General features: G+C 69.0%; 16 protein-coding genes. 4 read left to right on the top strand and 12 right to left on the bottom strand.

Going from position 1 to position 20,339, the window contains the following annotated elements:
* Positions 1 to 80: 80 nt before the first annotated feature.
* The 4 genes from ACFV6V_RS02770 to ACFV6V_RS02755 form a co-directional block, all read right to left on the bottom strand.
* On the bottom strand, positions 81 to 1,220 hold the full coding sequence (locus ACFV6V_RS02770) for a CobW family GTP-binding protein (protein ID WP_385558085.1): 1,140 nt from the start codon (positions 1,218 to 1,220) through the stop codon (positions 81 to 83).
* A gap of 67 nt (positions 1,221 to 1,287) precedes the next feature.
* Positions 1,288 to 2,880, bottom strand: a complete 1,593-nt coding sequence (locus tag ACFV6V_RS02765) for a cation acetate symporter (RefSeq protein WP_385558082.1) — start codon at positions 2,878 to 2,880, stop codon at positions 1,288 to 1,290.
* Positions 2,877 to 3,425 carry a DUF485 domain-containing protein gene (locus ACFV6V_RS02760; protein ID WP_385558356.1) on the bottom strand — a complete coding sequence of 183 codons (549 nt, stop codon included), beginning with the start codon at positions 3,423 to 3,425 and terminating at the stop codon, positions 2,877 to 2,879. The genes ACFV6V_RS02765 and ACFV6V_RS02760 overlap by 4 nt, the downstream gene beginning before the upstream one ends.
* Before the next feature lie 250 nt (positions 3,426 to 3,675).
* Positions 3,676 to 5,793 (bottom strand): type IIA DNA topoisomerase subunit B, encoded by a 2,118-nt coding sequence (locus ACFV6V_RS02755; RefSeq protein WP_385558079.1) that lies wholly within the window; start codon positions 5,791 to 5,793, stop codon positions 3,676 to 3,678.
* Between the two features lie 451 nt (positions 5,794 to 6,244).
* On the opposite strand from ACFV6V_RS02755, the gene ACFV6V_RS02750 reads away from it, so the two are divergent.
* Positions 6,245 to 6,475: a hypothetical protein gene (locus ACFV6V_RS02750; RefSeq protein WP_385558076.1), complete on the top strand. Its 231-nt coding sequence runs from the start codon at positions 6,245 to 6,247 to the stop codon at positions 6,473 to 6,475.
* 148 nt (positions 6,476 to 6,623) lie between these two features.
* On the opposite strand, the gene ACFV6V_RS02745 is transcribed toward ACFV6V_RS02750, so the two are convergent.
* The 5 genes from ACFV6V_RS02745 to ACFV6V_RS02725 all read right to left on the bottom strand — a co-directional run bounded on the left by ACFV6V_RS02745 (position 6,624) and on the right by ACFV6V_RS02725 (position 13,130).
* Complete coding sequence (locus ACFV6V_RS02745) at positions 6,624 to 7,454, bottom strand: S1 family peptidase (RefSeq protein ID WP_385558074.1); 831 nt, start codon at positions 7,452 to 7,454, stop codon at positions 6,624 to 6,626.
* Positions 7,455 to 7,600: 146 nt separating this feature from the next.
* Positions 7,601 to 9,160 carry an RNA polymerase sigma factor gene (locus ACFV6V_RS02740; protein WP_385558071.1) on the bottom strand — a complete coding sequence of 520 codons (1,560 nt, stop codon included), beginning with the start codon at positions 9,158 to 9,160 and terminating at the stop codon, positions 7,601 to 7,603.
* Positions 9,161 to 9,650: 490 nt separating this feature from the next.
* Positions 9,651 to 10,607 (bottom strand): FadR/GntR family transcriptional regulator, encoded by a 957-nt coding sequence (locus ACFV6V_RS02735; RefSeq protein ID WP_385558068.1) that lies wholly within the window; start codon positions 10,605 to 10,607, stop codon positions 9,651 to 9,653.
* Between the two features lie 311 nt (positions 10,608 to 10,918).
* Positions 10,919 to 11,680 (bottom strand): NUDIX domain-containing protein, encoded by a 762-nt coding sequence (locus ACFV6V_RS02730; RefSeq protein WP_385558065.1) that lies wholly within the window; start codon positions 11,678 to 11,680, stop codon positions 10,919 to 10,921.
* Positions 11,681 to 11,768: 88 nt separating this feature from the next.
* Positions 11,769 to 13,130: a DUF4192 domain-containing protein gene (locus ACFV6V_RS02725; protein WP_385558062.1), complete on the bottom strand. Its 1,362-nt coding sequence runs from the start codon at positions 13,128 to 13,130 to the stop codon at positions 11,769 to 11,771.
* A 111-nt stretch (positions 13,131 to 13,241) separates the two neighbouring features.
* On the opposite strand from ACFV6V_RS02725, the gene ACFV6V_RS02720 reads away from it, so the two are divergent.
* Positions 13,242 to 15,413, top strand: a complete 2,172-nt coding sequence (locus ACFV6V_RS02720) for a RecQ family ATP-dependent DNA helicase (RefSeq protein ID WP_385558059.1) — start codon at positions 13,242 to 13,244, stop codon at positions 15,411 to 15,413.
* Between the two features lie 207 nt (positions 15,414 to 15,620).
* Entirely contained in the window at positions 15,621 to 16,247 is a 627-nt protein-coding gene (locus ACFV6V_RS02715; protein ID WP_385558056.1) for a hypothetical protein, read from the top strand.
* 144 nt (positions 16,248 to 16,391) lie between these two features.
* Here ACFV6V_RS02715 and ACFV6V_RS02710 read toward each other — a convergent pair whose 3' ends face one another.
* The 3 genes from ACFV6V_RS02710 to ACFV6V_RS02700 all read right to left on the bottom strand — a co-directional run bounded on the left by ACFV6V_RS02710 (position 16,392) and on the right by ACFV6V_RS02700 (position 18,551).
* Positions 16,392 to 17,024 carry a hypothetical protein gene (locus tag ACFV6V_RS02710; RefSeq protein ID WP_385558053.1) on the bottom strand — a complete coding sequence of 211 codons (633 nt, stop codon included), beginning with the start codon at positions 17,022 to 17,024 and terminating at the stop codon, positions 16,392 to 16,394.
* 103 nt (positions 17,025 to 17,127) lie between these two features.
* The gene (locus ACFV6V_RS02705; RefSeq protein WP_385558051.1) at positions 17,128 to 17,838 is read right to left on the bottom strand and encodes a ribonuclease HII; all 711 of its coding nucleotides are present in this window, start codon (positions 17,836 to 17,838) and stop codon (positions 17,128 to 17,130) included.
* A 53-nt stretch (positions 17,839 to 17,891) separates the two neighbouring features.
* The gene (locus ACFV6V_RS02700) at positions 17,892 to 18,551 is read right to left on the bottom strand and encodes a TetR/AcrR family transcriptional regulator (RefSeq protein WP_385558048.1); all 660 of its coding nucleotides are present in this window, start codon (positions 18,549 to 18,551) and stop codon (positions 17,892 to 17,894) included.
* A gap of 126 nt (positions 18,552 to 18,677) precedes the next feature.
* Here ACFV6V_RS02700 and ACFV6V_RS02695 point away from each other — a divergent pair, with 126 nt between their 5' ends.
* A complete protein-coding gene (locus tag ACFV6V_RS02695) occupies positions 18,678 to 20,231 on the top strand; it encodes an MFS transporter (protein WP_385558045.1) in 1,554 nt (517 codons plus the stop codon).
* Positions 20,232 to 20,339: the final 108 nt, after the last annotated feature.

Raw genomic sequence — 20,339 nt, 5'->3', positions numbered from 1 at the left:
CCCGGAGCAGCCCCTCGTGCAAACCGGTGCAGCGCGCCCGCCGCGATGCGGGCGCGCTTCGCACGGCAGCGGGCAACGGATTACGTCAGGTAGTCGTCCGGTTCGCCTTCCTCGGCTTCGGAGTCGCTCGCCGGGCTGGGGACGTACCGGAGCACGCCCCACAGGGCGTGCTCCTCCGGAAAGTCCTCAGGACCGCGCACGCGGGCGGCCTCGAGTTGCTCGATCAGGGACCCCGTATCTATTCCGGACCCGATGAGGACCAACTGGGTGCCCCGACCGGTGGCTTCGGTCCCCGGCCAGGGCTCCGGGTAGAAACGCAGGAATCTGCCGACGGAGTGGACGGAGTAGCGGTGGGCGGGGTCGGCGGGGCCGAAGTCCACGAAACCCTTGATCCGGTAGAGCCCTTCGGGCCGTGCGTCGAGGAAGTCCAGCAGTCTGCGTGGGTGGAGCGGCTCGGCAGCGGTGAAGGAGACGGTCTCGTAGGCGGCATGGAGATGGGTGCCATGACCGTGGGCGTCGTCACGGTCATGACTGGGTTGTGCGGAGTCATCGCCATGGATGTCGTCGAGGATGTCTTCGAACGACAGCTGTCCCACGCGCTCTCCGCGCGGGCGGCACTCGAAGAGCAGATCCGGATCGATGCGCCCGTAGGCCGCCGGGAGCACGGCTGCGCCGTCGGCCAGAGCGGTGATCCGCTGCCGCAGCCGCTCCCCCGTCTCGTCACCGACGCGGTCCGCCTTGTTCAGGACGACCAGATCGGCGATGGCGACGTGCCGCTCGATCTCAGGGTGTTGCTCCCGCGTCGCCTCAAATTCGGCCGCGTCGACGACCTCGACCAGACCGCCGTACACGATCCGCTCATTCTCGCTGGCCAGGAGCATACGAACCAGCTCCTGCGGCTCGGCGAGACCGCTCGCCTCGATCACGATCACATCGATCCGCGCCGCGGGCCGGGTGAGCTTGTCCAGGAACGCATCGAGCTCGCTTGCGTCGACCGCACAGCACAGACAGCCGTTGCCCAGCGACATCGTGGAATCACCGAGCTGACCTGCCACCGTCATGGCGTCGATCTCGATCGAGCCGAAATCGTTGACGATCGCGCCGATCCTGGTCCCGCCGCTCGCTCTCAGCAGATGGTTGAGCAGCGTGGTCTTGCCGGATCCCAGAAATCCCGCGAGGACGACGACGGGGATCTGAGGCTGGCTCAACGCGGCTCCCATGAGGCTTCGGCACCAATCGAGCCACCCAGGATACGGGGCGGTCCTCGTGCGACCCGGGACGCGGCGCTCACACCGCGCCCGCCCCGGTCAGCGCCCGCACCTCCGTCTCCGCGTGCTTGGCCTCGTCCGGCAGCTCGGACGAGGTGACTGTGCCGATCCAGCCCGCGAGGAAGCCCAGAGGGATGGAGACCACCCCGGGGTTCTGCAGCGGGAACACATGGAAGTCCACGTGGGGGAACAGCGCTTCCGGGCTTCCGGACACCACCGAGGAGAGCACCACGAGCAGCACCGCGGGGATCAGACCGCCGTAGACGGACCAGACCGCGCCGCGTGTGGTGAAGTTCCGCCAGAACAGCGAGAACAGCAGGACCGGAAGATTGGCCGATGCGGCGACGGCGAAGGCCAGTCCCACCAGAAACGCCACATTCAGATCACGGGCGACAAGTCCGAGTGCGATCGCGACCGCCCCGATACCCGCCGCCGCGATCCGGGCCACCGCGACCTCGCTGCGCTGGCCCGCCCCGCTCCGTCGCAACGAGGCGTACAGATCATGGGCGACCGAGGCGGAGGACGCGAGGGTGATCCCGGCGACGACGGCCAGGATGGTCGCGAACGCCACCGCCGCAACGACGGCGAACAACACGGTGCCTCCGGTGGAGCCCTCGCCCCCGCCTAGTTCCTGAGCGAGGAGCGGAACCGCCGTGTTCCCCGCGGGGTTCGAAGCGCGCACCCGGTCCGTGCCGAGGATCGCCGCAGCGCCGAACCCCAGCACTATCGTCATCAGGTAGAAGCTGCCGATCAGGCCGATGGACCAGACGACGGAGCGGCGCGCGGCGCGCGCGGTCGGCACCGTGTAGAAGCGGGACAGGATGTGCGGCAGTCCCGCGGTCCCCAGTACCAGGGCAAGCCCGAGGCTGATGAAGTCGACGCGTGCGGTCCAGTCCCCGCCGTACCGCAGCCCGGGGGCGAGGAAGTCCCTTCCATGACCGCTCTGCCGGGCTGCGGATTCGAGCAGCGCGTTGAAGTCTCCGTGGAAGCGCGCCAGTACGAGCACGGTGAGCGCGGTCGCGCCTGTCATCAGGAGCACGGCCTTCACGATCTGGATCCAGGTGGTGGCCCGCATCCCGCCGAACGACACATAGATCACCATCAGGGCACCGACCCCGATGACGGTCCAGGAGCGCGCGGTCTCACTCGTCCCGCCCAGCAGCAATGCGACCAGACTGCCGGCTCCCACCATCTGCGCCACCAGGTAGAGGACGGAGACGGTGACCGAGGACGTGCCCGCCGCTATGCGTACCGGACGTTCCCTCATCCGGGCGGCGACGACGTCGGCAAGGGTGAACCGGCCGCAGTTGCGGACGAGTTCGGCGACCAGGAGCAGTACGACCAGCCAGGCCACCAGGAATCCGACGGAGTAGAGCATCCCGTCATAGCCATAGAGGGCGATGACCCCGGAGATACCCAGGAACGAGGCCGCGGACATGTAGTCGCCCGCTATGGCGAAGCCGTTCTCCATGGGCGAGAACAGCCGGCCGCCGGCGTAGAACTCCTCCGCCGAGCCGTGCCGGTGACGGCTCACCCAGGTGGTGATGCCCAGGGTGACCGCGATGAAGGCGCTGAACAGCAGCAGCGCCAGCGTCTGGTGATCGCCGCTCAACGCTCGGCCCCCCGCGAAGGCTCCGCGCCGCCCTGGACCTCTTCCGTCCGGTCCACGGGGCAGGATGCCGCCCCGTCGGGGGGCCGGGGCTCCAGCAGGCCCTGAGACCCCGCGTCCCTGGTCTGGTCGAAGACCGTCCAGCGCAGATCGAGCGCCGCGCGGTCCCTTCGCAGCCGGGCGTGGCGGGCGTAGGCCCAGGTGAGGAGGAAGGTCGTGAGGAACTGGCCGAGGCCGGCCACCATCGCCACGTTGATCGCCCCGGCGACCGGCTTCGCCATCAGCGCGGGTGCGGCGGTGGCGGTGACGACATACGCCACGTACCAGGTGAAGAAGGCGAACGTCGCCGGGACGACGAATCGCCGATAGCGGCTGCGTACCTCCTGGAAGGCCGCGCTGCGTTGCACTTCCCGATAGATGTCGGACGGCCCTTGCCGGTGCTCCGGGTACGCGGCCCCCGGAAGCGGGGTCGGTGCGGGCATGCCTGTCCCGTCCAGCTCGCCCCATCCGAAGGCCAGTGCGTCGTACCACGGGTCGTCGATGCGCACGGCACCGTCGTCCCGGCATTCCTGCTTCTCCACGCTCAGCTCTCTCCCTGTCAGCGAACCATCGCGGTCGCTGACCCGAGACCAGAATGGACAGAACGGGGAGATCCCTGACTCTTCTCTCTTTCTCTTCACCCCATTAGGTGACGGATGCTGTGATTCCGCTGGGTTTCGGAAGCCGGGGCGGCGCGTCATGGGCGCCGCCCCGGGGCACGGAGTCGGGCATCGGACGTCCAGAGACAGACGTCAGGCGTCAGGCATCGATACGCGAGCGGTCGAGTGTCGCCGCGCTGCTGGTGATGAACTCCTTGCGCGGGGCGACGTCGTTGCCCATCAGCAGGTCGAACACCTGCTCCGCCGACTCCAGATCGCCGATGTTGATCCGGCGCAGCGTGCGGTGGCGCGGGTCCATCGTGGTCTCCGCGAGCTGGTCGGCGTCCATCTCACCGAGACCCTTGTATCGCTGGATGGAGTCCTTGAAGCGAACGCCCTTGCGCTGGAACTCGAGCAGCGTGGAACGCAGTTCGTTGTCCGAGTACGTGTACACGTACTTGTCCTGGCCCTTCTTGGGCTGGACGAGCTCGATCCGGTGGAGAGGCGGTACGGCGGCGTAGACGCGTCCCGCCTCGACCATGGGCCGCATATAGCGCTGGAAGAGCGTGAGGAGCAGGCAGCGGATGTGAGCGCCGTCGACGTCCGCGTCCACCAGGAGGACGATCTTGCCGTAGCGGGCGGCGTCGATGTCGAAGGTGCGGCCGGAGCCCGCTCCTATGACCTGGATGATCGCTCCGCACTCGGTGTTCTTGAGCATGTCGGAGACGGACGACTTCTGGACGTTGAGGATCTTGCCGCGAATCGGGAGCAGCGCCTGGAACTCGGAGTTCCGGGCGAGCTTGGCCGTGCCGAGCGCGGAGTCTCCCTCGACGATGAAGAGCTCGCTGCGGTCGACGTCGTCGCTGCGGCAGTCGGCGAGCTTGGCCGGCAGCGAGGAGGACTCCAGGGCCGTCTTACGCCGCTGAGCCTCCTTGTGCTGGCGGGCCGCGATCCGCGTACGGGCGGCGGCGACGGCCTTCTCCAGGACCGCCCTGGCCTGCGCCTTGGCATCGCGCTTGGTGGAGGTCAGGAATTCCTTGAGCTCCTTGGCCACGACATTGGCCACGATCCGGTTGGCGGCGGAGGTGCCGAGCACCTCCTTCGTCTGTCCTTCGAACTGCGGCTCGGCCAGACGCACGGTGACGACCGCGGTGAGCCCTTCGAGGGCGTCGTCCTTGACCACGTCGTCCTCGGCGACCCTCAGCAGCTTGGCGGAGCGCAGCACTTCGTTGATCGTCTTGGTGACGGAGCGCTCGAAGCCGGTGATGTGGGTGCCGCCCTTGGGGGTGGCGATGATGTTGACGAAGGACTTGACCGTGGTGTCGTAGCCGGTGCCCCAGCGCAGGGCGATGTCCACGCCGAGATCGCGGGTGACCTCGGTCGGCGTCATGTGGCCGCGGTCGTCGAGGACCGGGACGGTCTCCTTGAAGCTGCCGTGGCCGGTGAGGCGCAGGACATCGCAGACGGCCTTGTCCTGGGCGAGGTACTCGCAGAACTCGCTGATGCCGCCGTCGAAGCGGAAGATCTCCTGCGACTTGCCCTCGCCTTCCAGGTCGCGCTCGTCACGGACGACGATGGTGAGGCCGGGCACGAGGAACGCGGTCTGGCGGGCGCGCTGGTGCAGGGTCTCCAGCGAGAGCTTGGCGTCCTTGAGGAAGATCTGCCGGTCCGCCCAGTAGCGGACGCGGGTGCCGGTACGGGCCTTGGGCACCCGCTTGCCCTTGATCAGTCCGTTGGCCGGGTCGAAGGGGGCGTCAGGCCCGGACTCGGTGAAGATTCCGGGGACTCCGCGGCGGAAGCTGATGGCATGCGTGGCGCCGCTCCGGTCGACCTCGACGTCGAGACGGGAGGAGAGCGCGTTCACCACGGAGGCACCCACACCGTGCAGACCGCCGGAGGCGGCGTACGAGCCGCCGCCGAACTTTCCGCCGGCGTGCAGCTTGGTCATGACGACCTCGACGCCCGAGAGGCCGGTCTTCGGCTCGACGTCGACGGGGATGCCCCGGCCGTCGTCACGGACCTCGACCGAGCCGTCGTCGTGCAGGATCACCTCGATGTGGTCGCAGTACCCACCCAGGGCCTCGTCCACCGAGTTGTCGATGATCTCCCAGAGGCAGTGCATCAGGCCGCGGCTGTCGGTGGACCCGATGTACATGCCGGGCCGCTTGCGGACCGCCTCCAGCCCTTCAAGAACGAGCAAGTGACGCGCGGTGTAGTTGGAACCGTCACGGTCTGCGGTCAGCAGCGCACTGGACGGCACTGACATTTCGGCGGTCACGCGGTTCGCTCCTCGCTGAATTTGGATCTGGCCTCTGTGGGGTAAAGGCCCGGCGTCGTTCGCCGCTCAGAGGGTACCGAGGCCTGGTAGAGCCGATGTAACGCCACCCTCGTGATGGTTCATGCTAGTGCAGAGTCGCATACACGTTCGATCCCTCGATCGGGTGACGCGCACATCACGTTCCCTTCGGCGCATGAACCATTTAGGCTCCGGGCACGTCCTCAACAACAAACCGGCAAGCCAGCCGGGGAGGGCACATGAGACAGACAAGCAAGCAAGCGAAACCGTAAAGCGAAGCAATACGGCACATTCGCCGCCAGCCAGTCGGCAGCCAGCCGCCTCGAAGCACCCTGAAGAAAAGTTTCGAGGGAAAGGCCCGAGCGGGAACGTTTTCGGCCTGGTTGGATGTTGACCCTGGTACGACAGCTCGTCGAGCTAGAGAAGAGGCGACGTGACTACTGTTCTGACCCCCGCGAGCCCGCTGACGGCCGCTGACCGTTGCGACCGTTGCGGCGCCCAGGCCTACCTGCGCGTCGTCCTGACCAGCGGTGGTGAGCTGCTCTTCTGTGCCCATCACGGGCGCAAGTTCGAGCCGGAACTCAAGAAGATCGCCGTTGAGATACAGGACGAGACCGACCGGCTTACGGCTGTACCGGCCAGCACCGGCGAAGACGAGCGCTGACTCTCACGTCCTACGACGAGCCAAGGGCCGGTCCAGGACCGGCCGATGGATGGCCGCCCCTCGAGATGAGGGGCGGCCTTCCGTTCTCATACGCTCGCTCCCGCTCATGTGCTGACGCCCTGCGCCCGCTCGGCGACCGTGCGCATCCTCACAGCCGGTCGGCCAGTGAGGGCATCACCGCGGAAACCCGGGTGTAGACACCGGGGCTGTCCGCTCTCCCGCATCCGCTCCCCCATGACACCAGCCCGATCAGTCGGCCGTTCGCGACCAGAGGCCCCCCGCTGTCGCCCTGGCAGGCGTCGCGACCACCCTTCGCATCACCCGCGCACATCATCGTGCCGGGCTCGTAGCGCCCGATCGGGACGCCTGGATACGCCTTGACGCACGCGTCGTCGGCCAGGACGTGCACCGGGGCCGAACGCAGTGCGCTCGCATAGCTGCCCGCTCCCGTGGTGTCGCCCCAGCCGTACACCGACGCGGCGGTTCCCGCCGTGTACGCGGGGTCGCCGGCCGCGGCCGGGGTGATCACCTGCGCAGCGGGCAGTGCTTTGGAGAGCGTCAGCACGGCCATGTCGTAGATGTTGGTCTTCGGGTCGTAGCCCGGCGCGACCCGCACCTCCCGCACCGGGATCTCCTGGCCGCCCGGCCCGAGAAGGGTCTCCCTCCCGGTGATGACCCGAAGGTCGCGGATCTCCTCCACGGGACCTCCCAGCACCTCACTGCTGAGACAGTGGGCCGCCGTGAGCACCTTCGTGGGTGCCACCAGTGCGCCGCCGCAGAACTGACCGGCCCTCGTACCTCCGAACAGGCTACGACTGGACAGGGCGACGACCCAGGGGCTGTCCACCGACCGCGCCGGTTTGCCGCCGATGATCACACTGTCGGCGGCCGCCGGGGTGGGATGGCCGAACGGCATCAGGACAGCCGCCGCCGCCAGGGCCAGGGGTGCTGTCAGTGCTCGGGCGAAGGGGCGACGCATGACGTCTCCTGACTCTCCGGTGGGCTTCCGTCCACCCAGAGTCAGCCACGCCACGATGGCCCGCACCCTCTGCGCCATGCCGAAGGGCCCGGCTTCCCCGTCGGTTTCGGGGGAAGCCGGGCCCTTGGCGTTGTCAGCCGTGCGGACTAGTCGAGGTAGTCGCGCAGCACCTGCGAGCGCGAGGGGTGACGCAACTTCGACATGGTCTTGGACTCGATCTGGCGGATCCGCTCACGCGTGACGCCGTAGACCTTGCCGATCTCGTCCAGGGTCTTGGGCTGGCCGTCGGTGAGGCCGAAGCGCATCGAGACGACACCCGCCTCGCGCTCCGACAGGGTGTCGAGCACCGAGTGCAGCTGCTCCTGGAGGAGGGTGAAGCTGACCGCGTCAGCCGGCACGACCGCTTCGGAGTCCTCGATCAGATCACCGAACTCGCTGTCGCCGTCCTCACCCAGCGGGGTGTGGAGGGAGATCGGCTCACGACCGTACTTCTGGACCTCGATGACCTTCTCCGGGGTCATGTCGAGCTCCTTGGCCAGCTCCTCCGGGGTGGGCTCGCGGCCCAGGTCCTGGAGCATCTGACGCTGCACGCGCGCGAGCTTGTTGATGACCTCGACCATGTGCACCGGGATACGGATGGTGCGGGCCTGGTCGGCCATGGCGCGGGTGATCGCCTGACGGATCCACCAGGTGGCGTACGTGGAGAACTTGTAGCCCTTGGTGTAGTCGAACTTCTCGACTGCGCGGATCAGACCGAGGTTGCCCTCCTGGATCAGGTCCAGGAAGAGCATGCCGCGACCGGTGTAGCGCTTGGCCAGCGAGACGACCAGCCGGAGGTTGGCCTCCAGCAGGTGGTTCTTGGCGCGGCGCCCGTCCTCGGCGATGATCTCCAGCTCGCGCTTGAGCTTCGGGGCGAGCTTGTCGGAGTTCGCCAGCTTGTCCTCGGCGAACAGGCCGGCCTCGATGCGCTTGGCGAGCTCGACCTCCTGCTCCGCGTTGAGCAGCGGGACCTTACCGATCTGCTTGAGGTAGTCCTTGACCGGGTCGGCAGTGGCGCCCGCTGCGGCGACCTGCTGCGCCGGGGCGTCGTCCTCGTCCTCGTCGGAGAGGACGAAGCCGGCGCTCTCGGCACCCTCGGGCTCGTCGCCACCCTTGCCGGGCTGTGCCTCGTCGAGGACCTCTTCGGTCTCGGCCAGCTCGTCGGGGTCGTTCTTGGCAGCGGTCTTCTTGGCCGCGGCCGTGGTCTTCTTGGCGGCGGTCTTCTTCGCCGCCGTGGTCTTCTTGGTGGCGGTCTTCTTCGCCGCCGCCTTCTTCGCGGGCGCCGCGGTCTCGTCGGCCGAGGCGTCGGCGGTGACCGTCGGAGCCGTGGCGGCGGCGACGGTCTTCGCCGTGGCGGTCTTGGCCGCGACGGTCTTGGTGGCGGTGCGCTTCGCCGGGCTCTTTGCTGCGACGCTCTTCCGGGTGCGCTTGGGCGACTCCGCGGCACTGACCATCAGCGTCACACCCTCTTCCTCGAGGATCTGGTTGAGGCTGCGCAGAACATTCTTCCACTGGGTTGGCGGAATCTGGTCAGCCTCGAAGGCCCGACGCACGTCATCGCCGGCGATCTGCCCATCAGCCTTTCCCCGCTCGATGAGCGCCATCACAGACTCGGACTCGGCGATCTCCGGCGGGAGCGTACGGGATGTGCTGGCCGACACGAACAACCTCTCGGAACGATGGAAAACGGCTTCCGGCCCCGCCCATGTTCGGGCCGGAGCCGACGACCACCGGCTGGGGATGTACCGGCGGCGCGGGCTTGGACCTCGGACGGGAACAGCGCCGTGTGCGGCGCCTGTATTCCCTCCTCGGCTGTCACCTCTTAGGTCATCGCACTGTTTCGACGAGCGTTACGCCCATTTCGCGTGGCCCGAGTCACACCTCATTTTCGGCAAAACGACCGAAAAGGTATGTCACCCGGCAATCGTCTCGTCTGAAACAGTGTGCGGGGGCTTCTGTCACCTTCCCCCACTTCCCCGCAGCCGGTGCCGGAAACCATCCGGACGCCCCACGGGCGACCGTTTCCGGCCCTTCCGGTGATCGCGCCGGTCGTCGTTCCGGACTCCGCGTCGGCTCTCGCGTCCGCGATCGTGTCGCCGGACCCGGGGGTCCGGCGACACACGATGGGGCGCACACGGGCCCCTGCCGTCTCCGCGGTCAGTGCTCGCGCGGAGCGGGCACGACGCGGTCCACCTCGGGGTGGGCGGTAAGGAGTTGGCGCATGGCCGTCTCGGCGCCGTTCGCATCGCCCGCGGCGAGCGCGTCGGCGATCCGGGCGTGGTGCGCCAGGGACGCCTCGGTGGGACGCTCACATCCGGCGGCGGGGCCGCCGGAGACCTGGAGTGCCGCGGCGACGATGCCGGACAGGTGCTCCAGCATGCGGTTGCCCGCGACCTGGATCAGCAGGGAGTGGAACTCGGCGTCGGCACGCGCGAAGGTGATCGCGTCACCCTGGGTGAGCGCATGGTTCATGATCTCGACCATGTCGGTGAGACGCTGCTGCACGTCCTCCCTGCCGTGACCGGCGGCGAGGCGAGCGGCGAGCGGCTCGATCGTCCAGCGGAGCTCGGTGAGCTCGCGGCGCTGATCGTCACGCTGCGGGCCGAAGGCACGCCACTCGATGATGTCGGGGTCCAGGAGGTTCCAGTCACTGACCGGTCGCACCCGGGTGCCGACATTGGGGCGGGCGCTGACGAGGCCCTTGGCCTCCAGGACGCGAAGTGACTCCCGGACCACTGTCCGGGAGACCTCGAAGCGCTGCCCGATCTCTTCGGGAACGAGCGGCCGGTCGGCGCCGAGGTCGCCGGACACGATCATCTGGCCGAGCTGCTGGACGAGTTGGCCGTGAAGTCCACGGCCCCGGCTGCCCGCCGCGCGGCGGCCGACCGCACGGCCCAGATCGGCTTCCGAAGTGTCCCAGGCGGCTGGGGGTCCCACGCGTTCGGGGCGGTCGACGCCTTGGGCCTCCGGGTAGGGGTATCGGTCGAGTTCGCCCGGGCCGACGAGGCCGGACTCGGCGGGGCGGGCGGCGGTCATCATGGTGTGCGCAAGGGTACTCACGCATCCTTTGTCGGCGTCCCCCGAGCAGCCCTTGAGGTCTTTGGTGAAAAGCACACGAAAGGGTGATCACCGCCCTCGCCACAATTGACGGCTTATCAGGCACAAACGGTCATCTGCGGGGGAGTTACGAGACACACGACGGCAGGGAGCCACGCTCGCTCCGACGTGATCGTGGCAACACCATTGAAGCGTCGGAGAGTTGGGGCCGGAATTCGCCCTCCAGGCACGTCCACGACGCCAGGCCGGGGGCGACGCCTTGGAGAGGGTGACCCGGCCAACCGGAGCGGATCCGGCCGGAGTTCTTCTGGAAGGCCACGGCCTGCCGGAGGGAACAGGCGCGCTCGCGAAGAGGACAGCGGTACGTCTCAGACTTCGGGCCGCAGCATGGGCGGGTTCAGCAGGTTCGCACCACCGGCCCGGAACAACTGCGCGGGACGACCTCCCTGACGGGTCGTGGTGCCTCCGGCCGGCACCAGGAAGCCGGGCGTGCCCGTCACCTTCCGATGGAAGTTCCGCGGGTCCAGCGCGACACCCCACACCGCCTCGTACACACGCCGCAGCTCGCCCACCGTGAACGCGGGCGGGCAGAACGCCGTGGCCAGCGAGGAATACTCGATCTTCGATCTGGCTCGCTCGACACCGTCCGCGAGGATCCGGGCGTGGTCGAAGGCGAGCTGGGCGGACGGCTCGTCCTCGCGTCCGCCACTCTCCGGGTTCAGCAGCGATTCGACGGGGGCCCACCGCGCGCTGTTCGCGTCCCCGCCCGCTCGCGGAGCGGGCAGGTCGGGAGAGAGCGCGAGATGGGCCACGCTCACCACTCTCATCCGGGGGTCGCGCTTCGGGTCGCCGTAGGTGGCCAGTTGTTCCAGATGCGCGCCGTTGCCGGTGTCGGGTGAGGCGGGATCGTGGACGCACAGCCCGGTCTCTTCGACAAGCTCCCGCGCGGCTGCGGCGGCGAGATCCTCATCGGCCCGTACGAACCCTCCGGGCAGCGCCCAGCGCCCCTGGAACGGCGGCTCTCCGCGGCGGACCACCAGTGCGCAGAGGGCATGGCGGCGTACGGTGAGCACGACCAGGTCGACGGTGACGGCAAACGGCGGGAAGGCCGACGGGTCGTAGGGTGGCATGCCGCGATCATAGTCGTCTTCCTGACGATAAACACTCCCTTCGTGATCCAGATCCGGGGACTTCTTCGGCCGCTCCGGTCGCCGGTCGTCAGCCGCCGCCGGGCTCGATGTCGGAGCCCCGTCGGCGGCCCCGGTCGGAAGTGCTCCTCGGGTCGCGGCGCCCGGTGCCCGGTGCGGGCCGCTGCCGGGGCCGCTCGCCCGGGCCAGGTGCCGTCCCGCTCCTGCGCCCACCCCGCCTCCGCTCGGTTTTGCTCACCGAGTGCGCGGATCCCGTCCCCGCTGCCTCACCGGGGTCCGCTGCCGCGTGCTCGCGCAGGCAGCGTCGCAGCTCTTCAGGATCCAGGCCGTCGTTGCACGCCTGATGGAGCAGCCGGGCGAAGAGGTACTCCGGATCCGCCCGCAGCGCGAGGCTGAGCGCGACCCGCGCCGCTGATTCGTCGCCGGTCGACCATGCGACCCAGCCCGTCAGCGCCAGCGGCGCCGCGGAATGCTCGCCGTACGATCCGACGCAGCGGCGGGACAGCGCCCGCCAAAGGCGCAATGCGTGGTGGGCTTCCGGCCCTTCCATCCATGCGGCGGCCTTGTCGCGGGTGTCCCGGTCCTGGAGTCCGAGGATCACCGCCGCCGCTTCGTCGTGTGAGATCAGCTTGTCGTCGTGTGCGTCGGCATCGGGCCATGCGGTCCGCACGGGCGCCTGCGCCGCGAGCCGCTCCATGAGCAGCCGTGCCATCCTCAGGGTGTCCGCGCGGACCTGCTCCCGGCGTCCTTGATCCACGATGCTGACCAGCAGCGCCGACGCGATGCCGTCCAGTGCCCGCTCCTGCTCGGCCGCTGCGGACGTCCGCAGCGGCTCGAGCCGCGCCTCCATGTCCCGCAGCGAACCCCTCACCTGGATCCCCGCGTAGGCCGCGGCCGCGGCCATCACGGAAGTGCCCGGCATCGACATGACCGTCCCCTCCGCCGGACAGCAGCGGACATCGGGGCAGCAGTAGGACCAGAAGCGGCCGTCGGACAGACACAGCGCCTCGTACACCGGCACGTCGAGAGCGCCGCAGGCGGTCCGCAGCCGCTGTGCCAGCGGTCGCAACTCCTCCATCACCTCGCGAGCCGTCTGTCCGGCCGAAGGATCCCGGCAGAGGAAGACGATGATCCCGTCCGGCTTCGCGCCCCGCCGCCCGCATGCGTCGATCAGGCATTCGGCAAGCTGGTCCGCCACCGGCGGCCACTCGGCCCGCGAGCCGGGGATCCCCACTCTCAGCCTGCCCCCGAACCGTCCCCGGCTGCCGTGGAGCGCCAACATGACCACGGAGTTCGTCGGGTGAAACCCCATCAGATACGGGAGGGCGTCGACGAGCTCCGCGGGCCCCCGCAAGGTGATCGACTGCTCGCCGGCATCGCTCCCGGAGCCACCGGACGCAGGGGGCTGGTTGTGTTCGTTGGTCTCTCGCATTCCTCGACGGTCCCGTGGTCACGCTCTCGCCGCCAGCCCTGTGGAAAACGTTATCCACAGGTGGGACCGCGCGTTCGCGCGATGTCCGTGCCATCGGGTTGCATAGGGCTCATGACCAACACAGACCACGCAGACCTGAGGGCCTCGGCGGATGCCGTGCTGGCCCGTCTCGTCGGGGACGCCACCGGTGCCGCAAGGCTCCGTGAGGACCAGTGGCGCGCCATCGAGGCGCTCGTCGCCGACAAACGCAGGGCGCTCGTGGTCCAGCGCACCGGCTGGGGCAAGTCCGCCGTGTACTTCGTCGCCACCTCTCTGCTGCGGGAGCGGGGCGCCGGCCCGACGGTGATCGTCTCGCCTCTGCTCGCACTCATGCGCAATCAGGTGGAAGCCGCGGCCCGCGCGGGGATCAGAGCCCGGAGCATCAATTCGTCCAACCAGGAAGAATGGGAGGAAATCCAGGCGGAGATCGCGTCCGGAGCCGTCGACGTGCTGCTGGTCAGTCCCGAGCGGTTGAACAATCCCGACTTCCGGGACCAGGTCCTGCCCAAGCTGGCCAGTGCGACCGGGCTCCTCGTCGTCGACGAGGCCCACTGTATCTCCGACTGGGGCCACGATTTCCGGCCCGACTACCGCCGGCTGCGCACGATGCTCGCCGACCTGCCACCGGGTGTCCCGGTGCTCGCCACCACCGCGACGGCCAACGCCCGCGTCACCGCCGATGTCGCCGACCAACTGGGCACGGGCGCGGGCACGGACGCGCTCGTGCTGCGCGGGCCGCTCGACCGGGAGAGCCTCAGCCTGAGCGTGCTCCGGCTTCCCGATGCCGCCCACCGCCTGGCCTGGCTGGCGGACCATCTCGAGGAGCTTCCGGGGTCGGGGATCATCTACACCCTGACCGTCGCGGCGGCCGAGGAGGTCACGGCCTATCTCAGGCACTGCGGACACACCGTGGCCTCCTACACGGGGCGCACGGAGAACGCGGACCGGCAGCAGGCCGAGGACGACTTGCTCGCCAACCGCGTGAAGGCCCTGATCGCCACTTCCGCACTGGGCATGGGCTTTGACAAACCCGACCTGGGATTCGTGGTCCATCTCGGTTCACCCTCCTCCCCCATCGCCTACTACCAGCAGGTGGGCCGAGCGGGTCGCGGCGTGGAGCACGCCGAGGTGCTGCTCCTCCCGGGCAAGGAGGACGAAGCGATCTGGCAGTACTTCGCCTCCGTCGCCTTCCCCCCCGAAGAGCTCGTCCGCCGGACCCTGGACGTGCTGGCGCAGGCGGGCAGGCCGCTGTCGCTGCCCGCCCTGGAGCCTCTGGTCGAGCTGCGGCGCACACGCCTGGAGGCCATGCTCAAGGTCCTCGACGTGGACGGCGCGGTACACCGCGTGAAGGGTGGCTGGACCTCGACGGGGCAGCCCTGGGAGTACGACACCGAGCGGTACGCGTGGGTGGCCCGGCAGCGGGCGGCCGAACAGCAGGCAATGCGTGACTACGCGTCGGCGGTGGGCTGTCGGATGGAGTTCCTGCGCCGACAGCTCGACGACGAGCAGGCGGCGCCATGCGGACGGTGTGACAACTGCGCTGGGGCCCGTTTCGAATCAGGTGTGTCCGACGCCGCGCTTCAGGCGGCGCGTGGGGAGTTGGGCCGCCCTGGTGTGGAACTCGAGCCGCGCAAGATGTGGCCCACGGGGCTCGCCGCGGTGGGGGTGGATCTGAAGGGCCGTATCCCGGTCGGCGAACAGGCCTTCACCGGGCGCGCGCTGGGGCGCCTGTCGGACATCGGATGGGGCAACCGGCTCCGGCCGATGCTCGCTCCCCAGGCTCCGGACGGTCCCGTGCCGGACGATGTGCTGAGCGCCGTGGTGTCCGTGCTCGCGGACTGGGCCAAGGGTCCCGGGGGTTGGTCGTCGGGCGCCCAGGACGCTCCGCCGCGCCCGGTCGGGGTGGTCATGGTTGCCTCGCTCGGCAGGCCGGCGCTCGTCGGCTCAATCGGAGCCCGGATCGCCGAGGTCGGCCGGATGCCGCTGCTCGGGACTGTCGAATACGCCGCCGGGTCCGAGAACAGGTCCGTCTCACGCACCAACAGCGCCCAGCGGGTGCGGGGGCTGCACGAGACACTGATCGTGACCGACCCTCTGGCCGGGGCGCTCGCGTCGGCGGACGGGCCGGTGCTGCTCGTGGACGATCTCTCGGACAGCGGCTGGACTCTCGCTGTCGCGGCGCGGCTGCTGCGTCGTGCAGGAGCCAAGGGGGTGTTTCCGCTGGTACTCGCCACATCCGCATAAGGGGGCCCGGCCTGGGCAAGCGAAGGATATGAGCGTCATACCTGCCTATTCCAGTCAGCGGGCTCAATTGCTCGTTGCCGCCCGCCCGTAGGCCAGGAAGAATTGGAACCGTCCCCGCGCGGCCCGTTCGTGGTCCTGATGGGTTGTGTCGTGGCGCGTCCCACCAACCCCTGCCCGCTCTGAGCGCGCGTATGCGAAGGGAGGAACGTGACCTTCGGATTCGCCTCGTCCGCAGCCTCTTCGGTGAGCGCTGCGGCCGGCTCGCCCAGCCGCCTGGCACGGATGCTGGAGCCCGCTGAATGGGCAGCTGCCGGAATCCCCCTGCTGCGCAGCCCCCGTGATGTGGTCAGCAGCCTTCACACCCGCCACCGGCCCACACCCGCGACGGCGGTCGTGGCCGTGCTCGACCATGAAGAGAGACTCACCGCCAGTGCCTCGTTCGCCCGGCGCTCCGTGCCCGCCGACGGCTGGGACTTCCGCAACGCGCTCCTGGCTCATCTGCGCCGGGTGATTCCACACGATCTACGTCGGCGCACCCCGGTCCGCACCGCTGTGCTGCTCTACTGCCGTGACGGCGACGAACGGTGGACGGAGGAAGACGGAGCCTGGATGTGGGGTCTGCGTGACGCCTGCACGCTGCACGGGCTGCGCTGCGGCGCCTACATCACGCTCACACGTGGCGGGTGGCAGGTGCTGGGGGAAGGGCGCGGCGGGCGGCGGCCCAACTTCGAGTCCCCACCGGATGGCTTCGACGCCGCGACCAAGCCGGAGGTGGTCCCGCTGCGCGCCGCGAGCGGGGCGGCCGAGATACTGCGCCGGACGGCTGCCCGCTGAGCTCACGGGGCATCACCCGGCGCGCAGCCCGCATCTCCCCGCTGCTTCCGTTTCCGGTGCCCTTCCGGTGCACGCACGTGGCGACCGGCCGTGACTGGCACGGCCGGCCCGACGCACCGGCATCGCCGTGTTCTCGGCGCGGGTTCAGACGCCCGCGCCGAGGAGGGCGTTGATGCGTTGCGCATCACCGCAGACGATCAGCAGCGCTCCCGCACGGTCCATCGCGCCGGGCAGGGCACGGGCAGTCTCGTCGTCGGTGCCGCCGTTGACGGCGACCACGACCACCGGCCGGGCGTCCGCGCGGTCCACCGAGGCGGCGTCCGCGTAGAAGACGTCGTCACCGGCGTCGTGCTGGGCCCAGTAGGCGGCTTCACCGAAGGACAGCTCGTGTGCCGCCCAAGGGTGCTGCTCGCCGGTGGTGAGCACCAGGATGTCCTCTGGGGCTCGCCCGGAGTCGAGCAGCAGGTCGACCGCTTCACCCGCGGCATCGAGCGCACCCGCTGGCGGAGCCGGGATCAGCTGGATCTGCGGCACGGAACGATTCTCCAGCTGCGGCGAAGGCACCGAACTGGCCGGGGCCGCGGAGCCGTGCGTGCGCTGTGCGGGCGGCGGCGTGGGCCTGGCCTGGCCTGGACCGGGACGTCCGGGACGGGGCGTGGCCGCGTTACGCGGACCGGGTACGGGACGGGGGGTCGGCGCGGTACGGCCGGTGGCCGTAGTCGCGCGGGGACCCTGGGCGCTCTCGTGAATCTGAGGCTCCTCGGGGATGAGAGGCATGTATGGATATCTATCAAATGCCGATGCGACTGACATCGGCGGGTGGGCACATGAGTGCGATCTGTGAGGCCGGTCGTACCGCACAGCGGTCACCGACCGGTCTTCAGAAGTCGAAGCCGAGTTGGCCCTCGCTCTCCAGAACAGCAGCCGCCCCCACCGGGACGCGAACCTTCTTCAGGTGCCGCCACTGCGGCAGCCCGTCGAGAAATGCCCATGACACCCGGTGGTACGGCGTGGGGCCACGCTCCTCGAGCGCGGCCTTGTGCACGGGCGAGGGGTAGCCCGCATTGTCGGCGAATCCGAAGCCTTCACACACCGGATCCATCCCGAGCTCGGCCATCATCGCGTCCCTGCGCACCTTGGCGATCACCGAGGCGGCAGCGACCGCCACACAGGACTGGTCACCCTTGATGACCGTACGGACGCGCCAGGGCAGTCCGAGGTAATCGTGCTTCCCGTCGAGGATCACCGCGTCAGGTCGCACGGGCAGCCCGTCCAGGGCACGCAGCGCGGCGAGCCGGAGCGCCGCGGTCATCCCGAGTTCGTCGATCTCCTGCGGGCTGGCGTGCCCGAGTGCGTGCGAGGTGACCCACGCCTCCAGCTGCTCCGCAAGCTCCGTACGGCGCTTGGGGCTGATCAGCTTGGAGTCGGTGAGACCGACGGGGGGTCTGCGCAGCCCCGTGATGGCGGCGCATACCGTGACGGGCCCGGCCCAGGCTCCGCGCCCGACCTCGTCGACTCCGGCGATGATCTTGAAACCGGTGGTGGCCCGGAGCGAGCGCTCAACGGTGTGCGTGGGTGGTTCGTACGGCATGGCGCCAGTCAGGGTACGCCGCTCCGGCCGGCGACGACACCCCGGATGTCGATCTACGAGCCGTCCCGGGACCCACTGAGCCGCGAAGGGGGCGCCGGCCGCAGCAGGGGAACCATGATCTGGTCGACCATCTCACCGATCTCGGCATCGGGCCATTCACTTCCGCACACCTTCGAGCGGTACATCAGGATCGCCGGCATCACATCGCCGACGAGGCTTCCCGTGGCATCCGCCCGCACATCGCCTCGCGTGATTCCACGGCGGACCACTTCGAGGAAGAGTCGGGTCGCCGGCTCGGCGACCCCGCTGATGATCAGGGCGCGAAAGCGTTCAGCGGTGGTCTCGTCATCGCACTCGTGAAGCACCGCGCGAAGAGCGCAGCCCGGTTTCGAGTACATGGCCGCGCGGATACGGCGGCAGAGTTGGTAAAGGTCTTCGCGGACGCTGCCGTGATCCGGCGCGTCACCGACTTTCGGCAGTCCCGCGCGCAGCGCGTCCGCCACCAGTTCCTCCTTGGACGACCAGCGCCGGTAGACGGCGGCCTTGCCGGTCTGGGCACCGGCCGCGACGCCTTCCATGGTCAGCCCGTTCCAGCCGACCGTACTCAACTGGTCGAGCACGGCGGCGAGAATCGCCTGTTCGAGCACGGAACCGCGGCGGCGCGGCGTCACCTGCTGCGGCCGAGCGGTGGCCGCAGAGCGTGAAGTAGCCATCGGAAACTCTCCGTTGAAGCGGTGCGGTAGTTCCAGTGAACGCTTGCGTTCACTGTTGGGGACTCACTACCGTTTGACGGGACAGTGAACGCATCCGTTCACTGACTCATGCGTGGGGGACTCATAGTGACAACCTCTCAGCTAGAACAACAGCACAAGCCGGGCGAGGCCCGGCGCGAGGGGCGTCCGGGAGTCGCCCTCGCCGTCATCGCGGCCTGCCAGCTCATGGTGGTACTCGATGCGACAATTGTGAACATCGCGCTGCCGCACATCCAGGGCGCGCTCCACTTCTCCACCACCGATCTGTCCTGGGTGCTCAGCGCCTACACCCTGACTTTCGGGGGCCTGCTTCTGCTCGGTGGCCGGGCGGGCGACATCCTCGGCCGCCGCAGGGTTTTCATGGCGGGCATCCTGGTCTTCACCCTCGCCTCACTGCTCGGCGGGCTCGCCCAGGAACCCTGGCAACTGCTCGCCGCACGGGCGCTCCAGGGGGTCGGCGGGGCGATCGCCTCACCCACCTCACTCGCCCTGATCACCACGACCTTCCCCGAAGGGCCGGAGCGCAACAGGGCCTTCGGAGTGTTCTCCGCGGTATCCGCGGGCGGGGGTGCGATCGGGCTGCTGGCGGGCGGCATGCTCACCCAGTGGCTGGACTGGCGATGGGTTCTCTTCGTCAACGTCCCCATCGGCATCCTGATCGCCTTCCTCACACCCCGCTACATCGGTGAATCCGAGCGCCACCCCGGCCGCTTCGACATATCCGGTGCGCTGACCTCAACGGCCGGTATGGCCTCTCTGGTCTACGGATTCATCCGGGCATCGGAGGAGGGCTGGCGGGATTCGCTCACGCTCGGGTCCTTCGGCGCGGCGGTCGTCCTGCTCGGCGCCTTCGGGGTCATCGAGTCCAGGGCAAAGGAGCCGATCATCCCTCTGCGGATGTTCACCGACCGCAACCGCTCGAGTTCGTACGTCATCATGCTGAGCCTGGCTGCGGCGATGTTCGGCATGTTCTTCTTCATCGTGCTCTTCGTGCAGAACGTGCTGGGGTACTCCCCGATCAAGGCCGGTCTGGCCTTCCTCCCGGTCACCATCGCCATCGTCACCGGCGCGGGAACCGCCCAGCGGCTGCTGCCCGTTCTCGGCCCCAAGCCGTTCATGGTCGCGGGGTCCGCGATCACCGGCAGCGGTGTCCTCTGGCTGGCCCTGATCGGCTCGGACAGCACCTATCCGAGCGGGGTGCTGGGGCCGATGGTGCTCTTCGGCTTCGGCATGGGCCTCAACTTCGTGACCCTCACGCTGACCGCTGTGTCGGGTGTCGCACAGCATGAGGCAGGTGCGGCATCGGGGCTGCTCAACGCGACTCAGCAGGTGGGCGGCTCGCTCGGATTGTCCATCCTGGTCACCGTGTTCGGTACGGCGAGCCGGGACGAGGCGCAGAAGCAGGTGCCGTCGTTCCTCGCGCAGTCGTCTCCGGAGCAGAAGGCGCAGTTCGCCAAGACGGGCGACCTGCCGGCGCCGTGGGGGCACGAGGTGCTGGCCGAGGGGATCTCCACCTCGTTCGTGGCGGCCGTGGCGATGGTGCTCATTGCCCTGCTGACGGCTGTCGTGGTGGTACGCGTACGCAAGAGCGACCTCGAGGCGCTCAGCGGCGCCGCGGGTGGTGCGGGGCCCGTCGCCTAGCGGTCCAGGAACCCGTGGTGTGTGCGGTCCGCCGAGGTGTGGCGGACCGCAACCCCAGGTGCTGCCCACGGCCGCGGAATCATTACGTTCCCGTGCCCGGGGAGTACA

Source organism: Streptomyces sp. NPDC059828, from assembly GCF_042731955.1.
In the GTDB taxonomy this organism is placed as follows: domain Bacteria; phylum Actinomycetota; class Actinomycetes; order Streptomycetales; family Streptomycetaceae; genus Streptomyces.
Note: the sequence above shows the minus strand (reverse complement) of the source record. Positions and strands in the feature narration are given on the sequence as shown.